The following is an 18,199-nucleotide window of genomic DNA, read 5'->3' as shown; positions in this document are numbered from 1 at the left end:
CATGTCTGCAGATCAGCTCTCCCACCCATCCACCGCTGACAGCTCTGGGCTGCCGGAGTTTCTCGCAGGGCCCATCCTGCTGGCTGGGGCCGGCATTTCGGGCCGCGGCTGCGCCAGACTCGTGCGTGCCCTGGGGACGGAGATGGCGATCGCCGACGATAACCCCGCCGCAGCCGATGCCATCGCCGAGCTCGGCGCCGAAGCCCTCAGCACGGCGGCGGCCCGCGCCCGCCTCCACGAGTTCTCCTGCGTGATCACCTCGCCTGGATGGCGCCCCGATTCGCCGGTGCTTGTCGACGCCATCTCCGTGGGTATTCCCGTCCTTGGCGATGTGGAATTCGCCTACCGGGTCGACCGCGCCGAGATCTTCGGCCCGCGCCGCACCTGGCTGGCGATCACCGGCACCAATGGGAAAACCACCACCACCGCCATGCTGGCGGCGATGATCAAGCGCCATAATCCGGCCTCGGCGGCGGTGGGCAATATCGGTATTGCCATCCCCGATGCGCTGCTGGCCACCCCGCGCGTGGAGGTCGTGGTAGCGGAGCTCTCGAGTTTCCAGCTGCACTGGACCAGCGAGTTCACCCCGGATTGTGGCTGCGTGCTCAACCTGGCCGAGGACCACATCGACTGGCATGGCAGCTTCGCTGACTACGGCGCGGACAAGGCACGGATTCTGCGCGGCGAGTTGAGCGTGCTCGGCGTGGACGATGCGCATGTCCGCGCCATGCAGCCCCAGGCTGCCGGGCGCACCGTGGGCTTTACTCTCGCCGAGCCCGCCCCCGGGCAGGTGGGGGTGCGGGAGGGCTGGATCGTGGATCGAGCGTTTCTGCCCGCAGCAGCCGACGCCGAGGAGGGCATTCCCATCCGCCCCATCGAGGGGATCTCCCCCGCAGGGCGCGCCGGTCAGCTCGACGCCTTGGCCGCTACTGCCATGGCCCGTGCCCACGGCGTTGCCCCCACCGACATTGCCGCCGCTCTCGATAGCTTCGGGGTGGCCGCCCACCGCGGCCAGGTGGTGCACCAGGTGGCTGATGCTGCTGGGGCTATCACCGTGATTGATAATTCCAAAGCGACCAATCCCCACGCCGCCGACGCTGCCCTCAAGGGCTTCGAATCCATCCTGTGGGTGGCCGGAGGCCAGCTCAAAGGCGCGGATGTCTCCGCGGTAATCCGCGCTCATGGCGAGCGCATGGTGGCCGCCGCGCTGCTTGGCGTGGATGCCCCGCTCATTGCCGAGCAGCTGGCGCTGCACGTGCCCGAGCTGCCGGTCTATGTCTCAACCAGCACCGATAAGCATGAGGCCATGGCGGAGATCGCTGCTTTTGCCCGCGAACACGCCGTGGCCGGTGTTGACGTGATCTTGGCGCCCGCTGCGGCATCATTGGACATGTATAGCGGCATGGGCGAACGTGGCGATATCTTCGCCGAGGCCATGCGTGCCGCATTCCCCACAACTGGAGGTGGCAATGTCTAACGTGCTCACCAGCGAACACGGCGGCCGACGGAAGTATTTTCACGTGGCCCTGCGGCCACTGCTGGACTACTACGCTGTCGCTTCCATCGTGGTCATCCTCGCCTTCTTCGGCATTTTGATGGTGGCCAGCTCCTCCATGACATGGTCGGTGCTTGAGGGAGCCTCCGTGTTTGGCACGGCGATGCGCCAAGCCGTCATGGTTGGCGTGGGCTTCGTGGCGATGTGGCTGTGTCTGCGTCTGCGCCCTCAGTCCATTCGGCGCAGTGCCCCGTGGGTGCTGATCGTGTCCGTCCTTTTATTGGTACTTGTGCTCGTGCCTTCCATTGGTACCGGCCTGGAAGAGGTGGGGTCCCAATCCTGGATCGTGCTCGGCCCCATCCGGCTCCAGCCCTCGGAGCTGGCCAAGGTGGCGATTGCGGTATGGGGCTCCGCGTGGCTAGCGGACTGCCCTCCGGAGAAGAAGAAAATACGCTTCATCGGTTTCATCGTCATCGCCCTGCTGATGCTTGGGCTCATTCTTTTGGAGAAGGACGTCGGCATGGCCCTCGCCTTCCTCGTCGTGGTGGGTGTGACTCTGGTGTTTGCGGGATTGGATCTGCGCTATATCGTGTTCACGGCTCTCGCTACCGTCATCGGATTGGCGCTGGCAGTGAAGAATTCCTCGGGTTTTCGTTCCGATCGCATCTCGGTGTTCAAAGACGCCTTCTTTGGTCACTTTGATGACACCCGCGGCGCCGCCTTCCAGTCCTACCAGGGCTATCTCTCCCTCTCCGATGGTTCCTTGTTCGGGGTGGGGCCGGGGCAGTCTCGCGCCAAATGGTTCTATCTGCCGGAGGCGAAAAACGACTTCATCTTCGCCATTATCGGCGAGGAAACTGGGCTGCTGGGCGCCACCATGGTGATCGTGCTCTACGCCGCACTCTGCGTGCTCGGCTTCCGCATCGCGCTGCGCAGCAATAACCGCTTCCTGTCCTTGTTGGCGGCCACGCTCACCGGCTCCATCGTGATCCAAGCATTCATTAATATCGGCTATGTGATCGGTCTGTGGCCGGTGACGGGTATTCAGCTGCCGCTGATCTCCGCGGGCGGAACCTCGGCGATTATCACCCTGGCATCCATGGGCCTGTTGTTGAACTGCGCCCGGCACGAGCCGGAGGCGATCTCCGCCCTGCAGTCCCACGGCCGGCCGTGGTTCGACCGGCTGCTCATGCTGCCCGAGCCGATGGTCACGGGCGTGTCCGTGCGCGAGGGCCGGGGCGAGTCGCCCCGCAGTGGGGGAGAGCACGAGCAGCGTGATGCCCGGCCGAGCTCGCGGCGTCGAGAAGCGCTCACCCGGCACAGCGAACGCGATCGCGTGCGCCGCTATGGCGAACCGCTCACCCATGTGCGTCACCGTCCTAGTTCCCAAAATCGGCAAAGGTAGAAAGGCCTCATGAGCGAGACAACACTATCCGTGGTGGTGGCTGGCGGCGGAACCGCTGGCCACATCGAACCTGCCCTCGCTGTTGCTGATGCACTGCGGGCGCGGGAGGAGAACATCCGTATTACGGCCCTCGGCACCACTCGAGGACTCGAGATGGACCTCGTGCCCGAACGCGGCTATGAGCTGCGCACCATCCCACCGGTACCGGTGCCCCGCAAGCCCAGCATGGCCCTAGCCAAGCTGCCGTGGCGAGTGCTGAACTCGGTGCGCGCCACCACCGCGGTACTCAAGGAGGTAGACGCCGACGTGCTCATCGGCTTCGGCGGCTATGTCTCCGCGCCCGCCTATCTGGCGGCGCGACGCCTCGGCATCCCCTTCTTCGTACACGAGGCCAATGCCCGCGCCGGCATGGCCAATAAGCTGGGCGTGCGTCTCGGAGGCACTGGGTTGAACGCGGTGGCCGAGTCCGGCATCCCCGGCGATGTGGTGGGCGTGCCCATCCGCAGCGCCCACGCCCATACCCGCGGCACGCAGGCACAGCAGGAGGCGCGGGAGAGCTTCGGTCTGGATCCGCAGCGCCGCACCCTGCTGGTCACCGGCGGCTCCCAGGGCGCGCGCTCGCTCAACCATGCCGTGGCCGAGGGACTCGAGGAGCTCCTCGCCGGCGAGGTGCAGGTGCTACACGCCTATGGCAAGAAGAACGAGGCCCCCGCGGCCCGTGCCGGCTATGTGCCGCTGCCGTATATCACCGAGATGAACAAGGCCTATGCGGCCGCGGATATCATCTGTTGCCGTGCCGGCGCGATGACGGTGGCCGAGGTAAGTGCCTCCGGCACCCCCGCCATCTACGTGCCGCTGCCGCATGGCAATGGCGAACAGGGATTGAATGCCCAGCCGGTGATCAGTGCCGGCGGCGCGACCATCATCGCCGATGCCGATCTCAACGGCCACAGCCTCGCCACCCAGGTGCTGGCAATCCTGAGCGATGAACAGCTCTATGAGGCCATGGTGCACTCCACCGACCAGGCCGGATTAGGCAGCGCCGCTGAGGACATCGCCGAACGTATCGTTCAGGCCGCACGCGGCTAACATCAACCCTAGGGCGCGCCGCGCCGGCCACAGGAGGACTGTGGCGGCGAGGTGGCGTCGTCACGAGCACAGAAACACACATAAGCGAGGAGAACAGTGGTGAGCGAGCAGACGGTGGACGCGGACCTAACGCGGGTGCACATGATCGGAATCGGCGGTGCGGGCATGTCCGGCATCGCGCGTATCTTGCTGGCACGAGGATCCGAGGTCAGTGGATCCGATGCCAAGGATTCTCGGGTGGTGTTGGCGCTGCGCTCCATGGGCGTGGACATCTCCATCGGCCACGACGCAGCCAATATCGACCGGGAGGGCACGCCGCCCACGGCCGTGGTCACCTCCTTCGCGGCGATCCCCCAAGATAATCCCGAGCTGGTGCGCGCCCGCGAGCTCAATATTCCTATTCTGCGCCGTTCGGAAATGCTGGCGCTGCTCATGGACAGCCACGATCAAATCCTCTTCGCGGGCACCCACGGCAAAACCTCCTCCACCTCCATGGCGGTGGTGGCCATGCAGCAGGCAGGCATGGATCCCAGTTTTGCTATCGGGGGCCAGCTCAACAAGGCCGGCACCAACGCCCACCATGGCACCGGCAGCTGCTTTGTGGCCGAGGCCGATGAGTCTGATGCCTCGCTGCTGCAATACCGGCCCAAGGTGGCCGTGGTGACCAATATTGAGCCGGATCACCTGGACTATTTCAAAACTCACGACGCCTATTTCACCGTCTTCGACGATTTCGCAGCGCGGCTTGTCGACGACGGCACGCTGGTGGTGTGCCTCAATGATGAACACGCCGCCGCGCTGGGGGAGCGGTGTGCGGCTAAGGGCACTACGGTGGTCGGCTATGGCACCCGCGAGGCCTGTTCCATGCACCCAGACGTGCCGGCCGGCGCGATTATCGAGGAGCGCACCACCACGGTTTACGGCACCCGCGCCCGGATTCTCCTCGAAGATACGGTTGTGGACGTCACCATTCACGTGCCCGGGGAGCACATGGTGCTCAACGCTGCCGCCGCATTGCTCGCCGGACACGTCGCCGGTGGCGATGTAGCAGCTCTGGCCGAGGGACTCAGCGAGTTCACGGGGGTGCGCCGCCGCTTCGAGTATCACGGCACCGTGGCCGAGGGGCCGGCTCTCGGAGTGAGTGTCTTTGATGACTATGCGCATCACCCCACCGAGGTCTCCGCCGTGATTCGTGCCGCCCAAGACAAGGTGGGGGCGATCGGCCGAGGCAAAGTGGTGGTGGTATTCCAGCCGCACCTCTACTCCCGCACAATCGAGTTCGCCACAGAGTTCGCCGCCGCCTTGTCGCTGGCAGACGCCGTGGTGGTACTCGATATTTTCGGCGCCCGCGAGGAGCCCGTAGAAGGCGTGAACGGCAGCATCATCGCCGATAAGGTGAGCGCGCCCTGCCGCTATGTGGATAGCTTCGCGGAGGTACCCGGAGTGGTTGCCGAGCTCGTGAACCCGCACGACATTGTGCTCACCATGGGGGCGGGCTCGGTGACGATGCTTGCCGACGAAATTCTCGAGGGCCTGAGCAGCGCCACTACCACAGCAGAGGCGGGAGAGTAAGTGAGCCGCAGGAGGATTGTCCAAGCTTTCGGCGCGGTGATCGCCCTGGGGGCAGTGGCAGTGCTGATCTGCGTGTTTTTTCCCATTATCACCGTCTCTCAGGTCTCGGTAGAGGGAAATAAGGAAACCTCCACGGAGGAGGTGCTCGCCGCCGCCGGTGTGGTGGAAGGGGAAAACTCGCTGCGGGTGGATACCGCCGGTGCGGCGACCCGCGTCGCGGAGCTGCCGTGGGTGAAATCTGCGACGGTGGGCCATTCCTCGCCCCGCGGCATCGAAGTCCAAGTGGTGGAGCGCGAGCCCTTCATTTTCTCCGAACAGGCCGATGGCGCGCATCTCGCCGACCGCGATGGGGTGCCCTTCGTGATTAGCGATGATCCGCGCGGAGCGATGAAGGTCGTGGGCATGAGTGATGACAATCCCAAGATTTATGCGGCCGTCGTTGGCGCTGTGAACGCGTGGGAGGAGATCGCCGGCGACCAGCGCGGCCTGCTGCGCTTCGTGGAGGCCCCGAGCCCCTTCGAGCTGACCTTGCACTTCGAGAACGCCGAGATGGGGGCGAAGGCCGTGTATTGGGGCTCGGCCGAGGATGCCACCAATAAGGCGCGGGCTACCCGTGCGGTGCTCACTCGCCCCGAGGAGTGGTGGAATGTTACCAACCCCAACATGGTCACGACCCGCTAAGCGAAAGCCCACGTCAGAAGTCTAAAGTTGAGCTTTAGGGTTAAAGACACGCCGCGCGAATGTCACCCTCAAATGCGTATGTGTCGACCATGATGGACTTACATTGTTTCAACAGTATGTGGGCTACACCTGAGCGCACATAAAACTAGGATCACACGAGAAAAACCCGAAAGGCGAGCCTTATAACCATGACCTCACCGAACAACTACCTCGCCGTCATCAAGGTCGTCGGTGTCGGCGGCGGCGGCGTCAATGCCGTCAACCGCATGATCGAAGAGGGCCTGGCGGGCGTTGAATTTATCGCCGTTAATACCGATTCGCAGGCTTTGCTCTTCTCGGATGCCGACGTCAAGCTCGACATTGGCCGTGAGGCCACCCGTGGCCTTGGCGCCGGGGCGAACCCCGAGGTGGGTCGCACCTCTGCCGAGGATCACAAGTCTGAGATCGAGGAATCCCTGAAGGGCGCCGATATGGTCTTCGTGACCGCGGGCGAGGGTGGCGGCACCGGCACCGGCGCTGCCCCGGTGGTGGCTAATATCGCCAAGAAGATGGGCGCGCTCACCGTGGGCGTTGTGACTCGCCCCTTCAAGTTCGAAGGCCGTCGCCGCATGCGTCAGGCGCTCGAGGGCATCGAGGCATTGCGCGACTCCTGCGACACTCTCATCGTGATTCCTAACGATCGCTTGCTGCAACTGGGCGATGCCAACCTCTCCATGATGGAAGCCTTCCGCTCCGCGGACGAAGTGCTCTACAACGGCGTGCAGGGCATTACCCAGCTCATCACCACCCCGGGCATTATCAACGTGGACTTTGCGGACGTGCGTGCCGTGATGTCCGATGCCGGTTCCGCCCTCATGGGTATCGGCTCCTCGCGGGGCGATAACCGCGCGGTGGCGGCAGCAGAGCAGGCCATCAACTCTCCTTTGCTGGAGTCCACCATGGAAGGTGCCAAGGGAGTGCTGCTCTCCTTCGCCGGTGGTTCCGATCTTGGCCTGCAGGAGGTCTACCAGGCCGCAGAGATGGTGGAGAGCCAGTCCGATCCGGATGTGAACCTCATTTTCGGAACCATCATCGACGACACCCTCGGCGACGAAGTGCGCGTCACCGTGATTGCCACGGGCTTCGATGATGCCGCCTCGGTGGCCGATAACGATAACGTGCGCCAGCCCGCGGAGCGCCCGGCTGCCGCCAGCCCCACCCCGGCACCGCGCCAGAACGAGGGCATGTTTGGTCGCGGCGAGCGTGCCGAGTCCGGCGAGCGCCCCGCCCCCGAGCGTGCCGAGGAGCCGGACCGCGAGCACCGCGCCTACGATGACCGCGCCAACCAGGCGCGCCACCGCTTGGGCAGCGATCGCTCCCCGGGGTTGTTTACCCACAATGACTACGAGGAGCGCCCCGAACCGCGCCGCTCGGAGCCTCCGGTGGATGACCTCGACATTCCCGATTTCATGCGTTAGGAACTGAAGCAGTTACGTGACTATCGATACTCGCCCCGTCCGCAAGGTTGTTACTAGCCGTGCCGGCGGGGCTTCGGCCTTCCCCTACGACAGTTTTAATCTTGGCGATCACGTGGGCGATGATCCGCAGGCTGTCGCCGCTAATCGTCGCCGGCTTGCCCGCATCATCGGCCTCGCCCCGGAGCGCATCGTGTGGATGGAGCAAATCCATTCCCCGACAGTCGCCGTGGTCGATGGCCCGCAGGAGGAGCCGGTGCCCGCAAGCGACGCGCTGGTGACCACCAGCGCCAACCTAGCCCTCGCCGTGCTGGTGGCTGACTGCGTGCCGGTGCTGCTCTCGGATCACCATGCTGGGGTGGTTGCCGCTGCCCATGCCGGCCGGATGGGCGCGCGCAATGGCATCGTCCGCCGCACCGTAGAGACCATGGTGGAGCTCGGGGCGCGGCCGGAGGCCATCCATGTGCTGCTCGGCCCCGCCGCATCGGGGGCACGCTATGAGGTGCCGCCAGAAATGGCCGCCGATGTCGAGTCCCGCCTGCCGGGCAGTCGGTGCCGCACCGCCACGGGGACCACGGGGCTGGATATTCGGGCGGGTTTGGTAGCGCAGCTGCGCGCGCTGGGCGTGCGCGCCATTGATGTTGATCCCCGCTGCACCATTGAGGACGAGTCGCTGTTTTCCTATCGCCGTGCCCAGGGGCCCACCGGACGCCAGGCGGGACTGGTGTGGCTCACTGGCAGTGCCGCGGCTCACGCCCACGAGCCACGCTGATCGTAGGAGGAAAGAATGAGTGAAGAGACGATGACTAGGCGCGAAGAACTCGCCACCCGGCTAGAGCGGGTGCGCGCCACCATCGCCGAGGCCGCCGCCCATGCGGGCCGCGACGCCGCTGAGATTCAGTTGCTGCCAGTGACGAAGTTTCATCCCGTCTCCGATGTGGCACTGCTGCAGGAGCTCGGAGTCACAGCGGTGGGGGAGAACCGAGACCAAGAGGCCAAAGAAAAGAAGGAAGCCCTGCCGGAGATGTCCTTTCACATGATCGGGCAGATCCAATCCAAGAAGGCCAACTCGATCGCCCGCTGGGCAGACTGGGTACACTCCGTGGATTCGGTGGCCATCGCCGAGAAGCTAGATCGCGGAATGGAGCTGGCCATCGACCGTGGCCAGCGCCAGGAAGGCGCGGTGCTGCACTGCCTCGTGCAGCTCTCCGCCGATGGCGATAGCGCGCGCGGCGGCACTCGGCTGGATCAGCTGGCAGAGATCGTCGACATGCTCGAAGCACAGCCCCGCACCCGCTGCGGCGGGTTCATGTGTGTGCCGCCGCTCGACGCCGATCCGCGCGAAGTGTTTGAGCGCGGCGCCGCGGTTGTGCAGCGCTGGTCGGAGCAGCTAAGACGGCGCTTGGACTACTCGGCAGGCATGAGCGCGGACATGGTGCACGCAATTGAGTCGGGATCGACATTTGTGCGTGTCGGAACGGATATCCTCGGCCCGCGGCCAGTAGTCTAACGATAGAAATTACGCGGTTGTGAGCCTCGCGCACTCTTGGTTACACCCCAATTGACCAGCACAATCCCTCCACATAGATCTAAGAAGAGGAACACCACACGATGTCGAGCTTGAACAAGTTCAAAGAGTATTTCGGACTCGGCCCCATCGCCGATGACATGGATGACGCCTACTACGGCGACGAGGCCGGCTACCAGGAGCGCGGCTACGCCGAGCGCCCCTATGGTGAGGATCGCTACAGCGAGCGCTACGGCCGTCGCTACGAGGAGCCGAGCCGAGAGTCCGAGGGCTACTACGAGCGTGACCGTGACCGCTCCTATGCCTGCGCCATCGTGCCCGTGGAAATCTCCAGCTACACCGAAGCCGCGCGCATTGGTGAGCCCTTCCGTGATGGCGATGCCGTGGTGTTCGATATCAGCCGCATGAATAGCGAAGACGCCCATCGCGTGGTGGACTTCGCTGCCGGCCTCGGCTTTGCGCTGCGCGGCACCATGAAGAAGGTTGCCCCGCGTGTCTTCGCCCTCATCCCGGACGGGGCACACGTCTCCACCACCCAGTTGGAGCGCACCGCCCGCGTCTAATACGCCGGCCGCCCCACGATCTTTTTTCGCCCACCGACGCTCCTCTTTTCGTTGGTGGGCGTAGTACTAGCAGCAGTGTGCAGCATGTGCGCTCGGCTGTGCGCCGCGCCTAGAGTATGACGTTCGCTACACTCCGCGGCGACTGGTCGGCTCGCACGGGGCGAGAAATATTGTTCCTCGGCACGTGAGATACGTTAGGCTCTACACCCGTGACTACAGCTTTTATGATTCTGCTTTGGGCGATCCGCATCTTTCGCTATGTGCTCATCGCCCGCATCCTGATTGAGATGGTGGTGTCGTTCTCGCGCAGCTTCTCTCCGCCGCGCTGGTTCTACTACATCGCCGAGCCCATCTTCATGGTCACCGACCCACCCGTGAAGGCCCTGCGCAGGATGATCCCCTCGGTACGCATGGGCGGAGTGGCTCTGGACGTCTCCGTGCTGGTGCTGTTCATCGGCCTCATCCTGCTGGAGTACATCGTCATCGCCATCTATAGCGCCGCGTTCGTGTAATTTGTGCAATTCTCGACGGTTTCACCTCCCACCCCGTACACTCGGGATATCAGCTTCACTGCCGTGAGGCTGTGGCCCGGTATACGGGGTGATGTTCTGTGTAGAGCATGAGAAATCGGATACTACGATGTGGCTAGCGGGGGTAACCTGCGGGCAGAGTCCTCGCGGACTCGGCAGCAAATTGCGTAGACATCCGAAATCAAACCCGTATATTGTGTTAAGGTGCAGTGCACCTTGAGGGAATCTGCGTAAGATAACGTAATAAGAGAAAAACGTAGAAATATAGATTCGACGGAGGCAGATCCCCCGTCGGTCGCGAAAAATTTTCAAAGCTGCGAAAGAGTGTCTAAGCATCCTGTACGGCGCCAGAGCGGCTGAGAGAATTTTTAAGATAGAGAAACTAACGCGAAGGGAATCGTCAATGCCGCTGACTCCAGCCGACGTGCACAATGTTGCCTTTAGCAAGCCGCCGATCGGCAAGCGAGGCTACGCTGAGGATGAGGTTGACCAGTTCCTCGATCTCGTCGAAGACACTCTTGGTCAACTCCAGGACGACAACGATGCACTGCGTGCACAGGTGGAGGAGCTCCAATCGGAGCTCGACTCCGCCGACAGCGTGCGCGGTGGCGCAGTTGCTGCCAGCCCGGCGGTCAACGAGACCGAGCTGCGCACACGCATCGAGAAGGAGCTCGCCACCAAGTACGAGTCCCAACTCGCAGAAGCCAAGAAGCAGGCCGAGTCTGCCCGCAAGGAGGCCGAAGAGGCCCGCAAGGCAGCAGCTCAGGCCCGCGACAAAGCTGGCGCTCAGCAGCAGCCGCAGCAGCCGGTCTCCGTGGCCGCTGCCGCAGATGATCAGAACGCTTCCCCCGAGACCCACATGCAGGCCGCTCGCGTCCTGGGTCTGGCTCAGGAGATGGCCGATCGTCTCACCAACGACGCCCGCAACGAGTCTCAGTCCATGCTGGACGAGGCCCGCGCGACCGCCGAGAAGACCATCAACGAGGCCAACGAGACCTCTCGCCGCACCCTGGGTACCGCCAAGGACCAGGCCGCAAAGACCATTGCGGAAGCCAACGAGAAGTCCGAGCGCATGCTCTCCGACGCCAAGCAGCGCTCCGAGACCATGATCCACGACGCCACCGCGCAGTCCGATGCCAAGGTCAAGCAGGCCGAGCAGAAGGCCTCCAGCCTGCAGACCGAGGCCGACCGCAAGTACAGCGAGACCATGGCCACCATGAAGCAGCAGCAGAGCGTCTACGAGAACCGTATCGACGAGCTGCGCGTCTTCGAGCGCGAGTACCGCACTCGCCTGAAGAACCTGCTGGAGACCAAGCTGCAGGAGCTGGATACCACCACCACCTCGGCTCCGAACCCCCACAACGGTTCGAACAACTAGCAGTTTTTGTAGCTACAGGCCCCACGCACCGATGTGTGTGGGGCCTTCGGCATGCTCGCTTGTCGACGCCACCCTGGAGGCCGGCAGGCCTTGAAGTCGCTCGTAACGCCGGGAACGTGGGGCAGTGGGGTTAGCTCTGGTGACGGCGTTCCGCGGAGTGGCTCGAGTGGCGAGGGGAAGAAACGCGGAGATACAGCGGGAGCACGGCGAGGAGATAGAGCATCCAGCCTGCTATCTGGAGGTGCGTGGGGGAGAGGTTCAGCTTGAACATGGACTCGGCCAGAACAAACCACAGAGTATCGGTGCGCAGGAGAAGATTACCGTTGTCGAAATACCCCGAGACGTCATAGAGCTGACTACTCCAGCCGGGCAGGAGCGAGGCCGCCTGAAGATCCCCGAGGCCGTGGGAAACGCTGCCCGCGGCGGCCAGCAGGAAAAGAGCAGCCATGAAGCGAATGCATACGGAAAAATTCATCCAGCCGATGCCGGTGTAGACCAACCATCCAATGACTGCCGAGGCGATCAACCCCGCCACGCTGCCCGCAGCAGGGGCCACCACACCGTCCGTGTGGACGGCTTTGAGGGCAGAGCACACAAAAAGGGCAGTGTCTGTACCGAGGCGGGCGACACTGATGATGGCCAGCACCAGCACCCAGATCGTGCCCGTTGGGGTGAGTGCGGCTGGTGGATCATGCCGGTGTTTGTTGCTGCGGGAGTGCGTGGCCAGCCAGAAAATCAGCCACGTCACCACACCGGCGGACACCACAGACAAGACGCCGCTGAGCAGTAAGTGGGCTCGGGCCGACGCAGCATACGGTCCCCATGTGGCAACAGCGCCCAGCAGCAGCGACAGCCCTGCGGCCAGGGTCAGGCCCAGCCACAGCCGTGGCAGAAGATCGCGGCGACCGGCACGGGTGATAAGGGCAATGAGCATCCCCACGATCACTGCGGCCTCGACCCCCTCGCGGAGGCTAAAGAGGAAATTCGCCAGAAACACCTGACACTCCCTTATGCACGACATCGCGTAGCCCTCATAGGCCCTCAACACTTATCCGAGGCCGAGTCAAAAGTAGCCTCGGCGCGATTGTATTCTTCAACGCAGGCTTACCTAAAAGAGCAGGGTGACGGTGGGCGCATGTGGGGGGGTGGTGCACACTCGGGAGCGCGGGTGGCGTCGTAAAGCACAAAACAGCCCCTCACCCTCTACAATCCTGCCTATGATGCTTCTCGCTATCGTGCTCGCCCTCGCAAGTTTCTTTCTGCTTGTTCTCACTGTGCAGACCGAGGAGATCATTTTCGCTTACCTTCTAATCGCTACCTCCATCGCAGGCATCGCGGTGTGGGGGATCGATACATGGCGCTACGCGCGGCGAAAGCGATAGCCACCGTCGCGCGGCGACGGGCGAGGAAAACCGAACTATCGCTGAAGGAGAATTCTCCGATATACTTGCTCGGAAGCATCACATACGAGGGGTGAACACCCCGTGACGCAACACAAGGCGTTGATCCGGCCATCACCGGGGAGCTGCTGGAAGAACCCCGCTACGGCGGCAAGTAGAACCAGCCGACGAGGGTCGATAATCCTTACACAAGACAAACGAAGAGGCGCGCGCCCTCCTGGGGTGCACGCAAATAGGGTGGTACCGCGGGTACCCAGGGCAGAGATGCTCAGGGAAACTCGTCCCTAGGCGAATAACACCACACGCATAACTGCCCGGAATTGTCTTTGTAAGGAGCCCACATGACCACAGGCGACAGCTCATCGAAGAGCAACGTAGGCGGAGTCTATCCCCGCGTAGACATGAGCGGCGGAAGCAGCCGATTCCCCGACATGGAAAAGAACGTTCTCGACTACTGGAAGAACGATCGCACCTTCCACGCCTCCGTTGAACAACGCGAAGGCGCCAAAGAATTCGTTTTCTACGACGGGCCTCCCTTCGCCAACGGCCTGCCGCATTACGGCCACCTCCTGACCGGCTATGTCAAAGACATCGTGCCCCGCTTCCAAACGATGAAGGGCAAGAAAGTCGATCGCGTCTTCGGCTGGGACTGCCACGGCCTGCCCGCCGAGCTCGAAGCAGAAAAGCAGCTCGGAATCACCGACAAAGGTGAGATCGAAGACATGGGTTTGGCGAAATTTAACGAATACTGCGGCACCTCCGTGCTGCAGTACACCGAAGAGTGGAAAGAATACGTCACCCGCCAGGCCCGCTGGGTGGACTTTGATAACGGCTACAAGACGATGGATCTGAACTACATGGAATCCATCATGTGGGCGTTTAAAACTCTCTACGAGAAGGGCCTGATCTACCAAGGCTTCCGCGTGCTGCCCTACTCGTGGGCCGAGCACACCCCGCTGTCTAACCAGGAAACCCGCCTCGACGACAGCTACAAAATGCGCCAAGACCCCACCCTGACGGTGACCTTCCCCATCACCGCAGCCCACGGCGACGCCAACCCCGAGCTCGTGGGCACCCAGGCACTTGCATGGACCACCACCCCGTGGACTCTGCCGTCCAACCTGGCGCTCGCTGTACACCCCGACGTCACCTACCTGCGGGTGCGCGTCGGCGACGACGGACTGGAAGAATTCCGCGGCGCGGACTTCCTGATCGCCGAAAACCTGCTGGGGCAGTACACCAAGGAGCTCGGCGAGAATCACGAGATCGTCTCTACCCACCCCGGAAACGAACTCGTTGGCCTGAGCTACGAGCCGATCTTCCCGCACTTCAAGGACCACCCCAACGCTTTCCAGATCCTCGGCGCCGACTATGTGACCACCGAGGACGGTACCGGCATCGTTCACCAGGCCCCCGCCTTCGGTGAAGACGACATGAACACCTGCTCGGCCAATGGCATCGACGTGGTCATCCCCGTGGACATGGACGGTAAGTTCACCAACGCTGTGCCCGAATACGAGGGACAACTGGTCTTCGATGCGAACAAGCACATCATCAAGGACCTCAAGGCCGCCAAGCGCGTCCTCCGCCACCAGACCATCGAGCACTCCTACCCGCACTCCTGGCGCTCTGGAGAGCCTCTGATCTACATGGCGCTGCCCTCCTGGTTCATCGAGGTCACCAAAATCCGCGACCGGATGGTGGAACTCAACCACGACCAGATCCGCTGGGTTCCCGAGCACATTCGCGACGGCCAATTCGGCAAATGGCTGGAAGGCGCACGCGACTGGAACATCTCCCGCAACCGCTACTGGGGATCGCCCATCCCAGTGTGGGTCTCCGACAACGACGAGTACCCGCGCGTTGATGTCTATGGCTCCCTCGACGAGCTTGAACGCGACTTCGGTACGCGACCTACGTCGCTGCACCGCCCCTACATCGACGAACTGGCCCGGCCCAACCCAGACGATCCGACCGGGCAATCCACCATGCGGCGCGTACCAGAAGTCCTTGACTGCTGGTTCGAGTCCGGCTCCATGCCGTTCGCACAAAAGCACTACCCCTTCGAGAACAAAGAGTGGTTCGACACCCACAACCCGGCCGACTTCATCGTCGAGTACTCGGGCCAGTCGCGTGGCTGGTTCTACACCATGCACGTCATCGCTACTGCGCTGTGGGACAAGGCCGGCTACTCAAACGTGGTGGCCCACGGCATCGTGTTGGGTAGTGACGGGCTGAAGATGTCCAAGTCCAAGGGCAATTACCCCAACGTGAACGAGGTATTCGACCGGGACGGCTCCGACGCCATGCGCTGGTTCCTCATGTCCTCACCCATTCTGCGCGGCGGTAACCTCATCGTGACCGAGCAAGGAATCCGCGAGGGTGTGCGCCAGGCACTGCTTCCGATGTGGAACGCCTACAGCTTCCTGCAGCTGTACAGCTCCACCTCGGCGCGCTTCGACACCAGCTCGTCAAACGTGCTGGACCGCTATATCTTGGCTAAGACCGGTGATCTCGTCGAGGCAGTAGACAAGGCGCTCGATGATCTGGATATTGCTACCGCTTGTGATGAGGTGCGTTGGTTCTGTGATGCTTTGACCAACTGGTATGTGCGTCGCTCTCGTGACCGTTTCTGGGCGGGCGATCAGGAATTCCCGGAGGCATTCAACACTCTCTATACCGTGCTTGAGACTCTCACGCGCGTGGCCGCCCCGCTGCTGCCGATGGCTACTGAGGTGATTTACCGCGGTTTAACCGGTGAGCGTTCGGTGCACCTGACTGACTTCCCGGATGCGTCGCAGTTCCCGCGCGATGAGAAGCTTGTTCAGGCAATGGACGAGGTGCGCATGGTGGTATCGGCTACCTCCTCGGTGCGTAAGTCGCACAAGCTGCGTAACCGCCTGCCTTTGCCGAAACTCACCGTGGCTGTGCCGCACGCGGAGCGCCTTGAGCCTTTCGCGGACATCATTCGTGATGAGGTGAACGTGAAGGAGGTTGAGCTCACTGACGATGTGGATGCCGTTGGTCGATTCGAGGTCGTGGTGAACGCACGTGTCGCTGGTCCGCGCTTGGGCAAGGATGTGCAAAAAGCAATCAAGGCGGTCAAGGCTGGAAACTACTCTCGTTCCGGCGACACCGTGGTTGCCGATGGCGTCGAGTTGCAGCCGGGCGAGTTCACCGAGAAGCTAGTTGCGGACAACCCCGAGTCCACCAACCAGATTGCCGGTATGGAGGGGCTCGTGGTGCTCGACATGACCCTCACCGAGGATTTGGAGGCCGAGGGCTGGGCCAACGATGTAATCCGCGGTATTCAGGATGCTCGTAAGGCCGCCGAGTTTGAGGTGTCCGATCGAATCACTGCCGTGTTGTCGGTTCCGGAAGACAAGCTGGAGTGGGCGACTAAGCACAAGGACACCATTGCTGGTGAAGTTCTGTGTACGGATCTGTCCATCACTGATGATGCTCTCAAGGATGGCCATCCTGTTCTCGACGGCGTGTATGTCTCCGTGAAGAAGAACGAGGCATAGTAGCCGCGTCACCAAGCCCCGCTTCGGCGGGGTTTGTTGCGTTTGTGGGGCTGGTTAGCTGGCATAGCGCCATTCCGTGGTCTCCTCTGTGCGCAGGGGTTGGGGCCATGGTTGCTGCCGGATACGTGCCCCCGCTGAGCGCTGAGCGTCGGGGGAGTCGTTGAAGGTGATGGTGGGGGTGGGGTGCGTGGCTGTAGCGGGGTAGGTCACGCCCACACGGCCCGTGCGGGGATCCCGTACCGCGTGGGTTTTGTGTGGGTTGCTGCGCGAGTCGTCGTTATCGCTGTGGTGTTCGGGACAGAGCAGGGTGAGATTCGGGAGCTCGGTTTGTCCTCCGTCTTTCCACGCGAGCAGGTGGTGGACCTGGCAGCGGCTCGCTGGTTCGTTACAGTCTGGGTGCGAGCACACCAATTCGGAGGCGAGCAGCGCTATGCGGTCGCGGAAGCTGGCGAGACGTTCCACCTTGCGGACAGACAGTGCTTGGCCTGTCTCTGGGTCGTGGACGCACACGAAGCCATATTTCTGCTCGGCTACCTTGAGGACGTCTGGTGGGCTTAGGCTCACGCCAGTGTCAGTGGGGAAGCTGACGTTGGCGGCTTGGTAGTCCTCGATGTCGAAGTCCTTCGCTGAGATGGAGATGGCAAAGACGCCCTTGTTTTGGTGTGAACCGATGGCTGAGTCGAAGGCGTCGGCCATGACCTGGTTGAGGCTGCGGGCATCGTCCTTGTCGCGGGTGGTGCGCAGATGCTTGTCCATGTGGGAACGCAACTTGGCGCAGGTGCGTGGCGGCAGATAGCCGTGAATACGCTGCCCGCCGTGTTTATCGGGCTTGGATACGGTGACGAAACGGTTGCGTTCGGCGTGCTCTTTGTCGGGTTCGAGCGTGTCGTTGAGCGAGGCTACCTTCTCGCGGAGGAAGGAGCGGGTGGCATTGAAGCTATGGCTGGCGGCGTAGTCGATGGCCTCAGCACGCAAGGTTTCGGTTTGTAGGGAGCTGTGTGCCATGAGGTTGAGTAGCTGCTTATCAATGAGGGTGCGTTTTTCTGCGCCAATGTGCTGGGTGAGCAGTTTCTTGCGGGAGATGGCGCGCAAATCGATGGCAAGACCCACATCTGCCTTGACTTCGGCGTCGAGAGCGGGATCGGTTTCGGCCGCTTCGACGCGGGCATCTTTCACGGGACTGTATAGCCGGCTCGCCTCGCCTATAGCAGCGGTAATTTTTCTTCCTGACCAGCCCAGATGCTCGCGCAGTACGCGGCGTGGCTTATTGGTCCCAGCGACGTGGGTGAGGTTTTCTTTGCCCGCGAGATGGCAGAGCAGAATGTCTAAATGCGCTTGTACAGCCTTGTGTTTTTCTAGCTCTACGAGCGCCGGCAAACTCTCGGCGAGGCTCAGGGTTCCACCCTGGTCGAAGTCAAAAAGTTCGACGAGCTCCTCATAAGCGTCGCCGATGACGCGAATGAGCTGGTGACAGCGTTGTACAGACATGATGGTGTTCTCCTAGAGGCGGTAGTTCTTGGGGTGTAGCCGAAGACTAGCGACCCCAGGCGATCTCGGCTTGGCAGAACGCCTGATAT

General features: G+C 62.5%; 15 protein-coding genes. 13 read left to right on the top strand and 2 right to left on the bottom strand.

Going from position 1 to position 18,199, the window contains the following annotated elements; translation table 11 throughout:
• The first annotated feature begins 1 nt into the window (after position 1).
• The 11 genes from murD to GBB11_RS05910 all read left to right on the top strand — a co-directional run bounded on the left by murD (position 2) and on the right by GBB11_RS05910 (position 11,695).
• Entirely contained in the window at positions 2 to 1,477 is a 1,476-nt protein-coding gene (gene murD, locus GBB11_RS05960; protein WP_151549179.1) for a UDP-N-acetylmuramoyl-L-alanine--D-glutamate ligase, read from the top strand.
• Entirely contained in the window at positions 1,470 to 2,900 is a 1,431-nt protein-coding gene (locus GBB11_RS05955) for an FtsW/RodA/SpoVE family cell cycle protein (protein ID WP_151549178.1), read from the top strand. The genes murD and GBB11_RS05955 overlap by 8 nt, the downstream gene beginning before the upstream one ends.
• 9 nt (positions 2,901 to 2,909) lie before the next feature.
• Positions 2,910 to 3,989 carry an undecaprenyldiphospho-muramoylpentapeptide beta-N-acetylglucosaminyltransferase gene (gene murG, locus GBB11_RS05950; protein WP_151549177.1) on the top strand — a complete coding sequence of 360 codons (1,080 nt, stop codon included), beginning with the start codon at positions 2,910 to 2,912 and terminating at the stop codon, positions 3,987 to 3,989.
• Between the two features lie 141 nt (positions 3,990 to 4,130).
• Positions 4,131 to 5,561 (top strand): UDP-N-acetylmuramate--L-alanine ligase, encoded by a 1,431-nt coding sequence (gene murC / locus GBB11_RS05945; protein WP_225979157.1) that lies wholly within the window; start codon positions 4,131 to 4,133, stop codon positions 5,559 to 5,561.
• Positions 5,562 to 6,242: a cell division protein FtsQ/DivIB gene (locus GBB11_RS05940; RefSeq protein WP_151549175.1), complete on the top strand. Its 681-nt coding sequence runs from the start codon at positions 5,562 to 5,564 to the stop codon at positions 6,240 to 6,242.
• 188 nt (positions 6,243 to 6,430) lie between these two features.
• Positions 6,431 to 7,699 carry a cell division protein FtsZ gene (gene ftsZ, locus GBB11_RS05935; protein WP_151549174.1) on the top strand — a complete coding sequence of 423 codons (1,269 nt, stop codon included), beginning with the start codon at positions 6,431 to 6,433 and terminating at the stop codon, positions 7,697 to 7,699.
• Between the two features lie 16 nt (positions 7,700 to 7,715).
• Positions 7,716 to 8,468, top strand: a complete 753-nt coding sequence (pgeF, locus tag GBB11_RS05930) for a peptidoglycan editing factor PgeF (protein ID WP_151549173.1) — start codon at positions 7,716 to 7,718, stop codon at positions 8,466 to 8,468.
• A gap of 30 nt (positions 8,469 to 8,498) precedes the next feature.
• Positions 8,499 to 9,206, top strand: coding sequence for a YggS family pyridoxal phosphate-dependent enzyme (locus GBB11_RS05925; protein ID WP_151549361.1), 708 nt, complete (start codon positions 8,499 to 8,501; stop codon positions 9,204 to 9,206).
• A gap of 101 nt (positions 9,207 to 9,307) precedes the next feature.
• Positions 9,308 to 9,787: a cell division protein SepF gene (locus GBB11_RS05920; protein WP_151549172.1), complete on the top strand. Its 480-nt coding sequence runs from the start codon at positions 9,308 to 9,310 to the stop codon at positions 9,785 to 9,787.
• A gap of 209 nt (positions 9,788 to 9,996) precedes the next feature.
• Positions 9,997 to 10,299 carry a YggT family protein gene (locus tag GBB11_RS05915; protein WP_151530352.1) on the top strand — a complete coding sequence of 101 codons (303 nt, stop codon included), beginning with the start codon at positions 9,997 to 9,999 and terminating at the stop codon, positions 10,297 to 10,299.
• 421 nt (positions 10,300 to 10,720) lie between these two features.
• A complete protein-coding gene (locus GBB11_RS05910; protein WP_151549171.1) occupies positions 10,721 to 11,695 on the top strand; it encodes a DivIVA domain-containing protein in 975 nt (324 codons plus the stop codon).
• A gap of 130 nt (positions 11,696 to 11,825) precedes the next feature.
• On the opposite strand, the gene GBB11_RS05905 is transcribed toward GBB11_RS05910, so the two are convergent.
• Positions 11,826 to 12,692: an FTR1 family protein gene (locus tag GBB11_RS05905; RefSeq protein ID WP_192796329.1), complete on the bottom strand. Its 867-nt coding sequence runs from the start codon at positions 12,690 to 12,692 to the stop codon at positions 11,826 to 11,828.
• Between the two features lie 220 nt (positions 12,693 to 12,912).
• Between GBB11_RS05905 and GBB11_RS10840 the strand changes: the two genes are divergently transcribed.
• Together GBB11_RS10840 and ileS are read left to right on the top strand one after the other, a co-directional pair.
• Positions 12,913 to 13,077 carry a hypothetical protein gene (locus GBB11_RS10840; protein WP_192795949.1) on the top strand — a complete coding sequence of 55 codons (165 nt, stop codon included), beginning with the start codon at positions 12,913 to 12,915 and terminating at the stop codon, positions 13,075 to 13,077.
• Between the two features lie 359 nt (positions 13,078 to 13,436).
• Entirely contained in the window at positions 13,437 to 16,622 is a 3,186-nt protein-coding gene (gene ileS, locus GBB11_RS05900) for an isoleucine--tRNA ligase (RefSeq protein WP_151549169.1), read from the top strand.
• Positions 16,623 to 16,676: 54 nt separating this feature from the next.
• Here ileS and GBB11_RS05895 read toward each other — a convergent pair whose 3' ends face one another.
• Entirely contained in the window at positions 16,677 to 18,110 is a 1,434-nt protein-coding gene (locus tag GBB11_RS05895) for an HNH endonuclease signature motif containing protein (RefSeq protein ID WP_151549168.1), read from the bottom strand.
• Between the last annotated feature and the right edge of the window lie 89 nt (positions 18,111 to 18,199).

The sequence above is a fragment of the Corynebacterium sp. 74A genome (genome assembly GCF_008930665.1).
Classification (GTDB): domain Bacteria; phylum Actinomycetota; class Actinomycetes; order Mycobacteriales; family Mycobacteriaceae; genus Corynebacterium; species Corynebacterium megadyptis.
The sequence above is the reverse complement of the archived record's forward strand: the minus strand, read 5'-3'. Positions and strand labels throughout refer to the sequence as shown.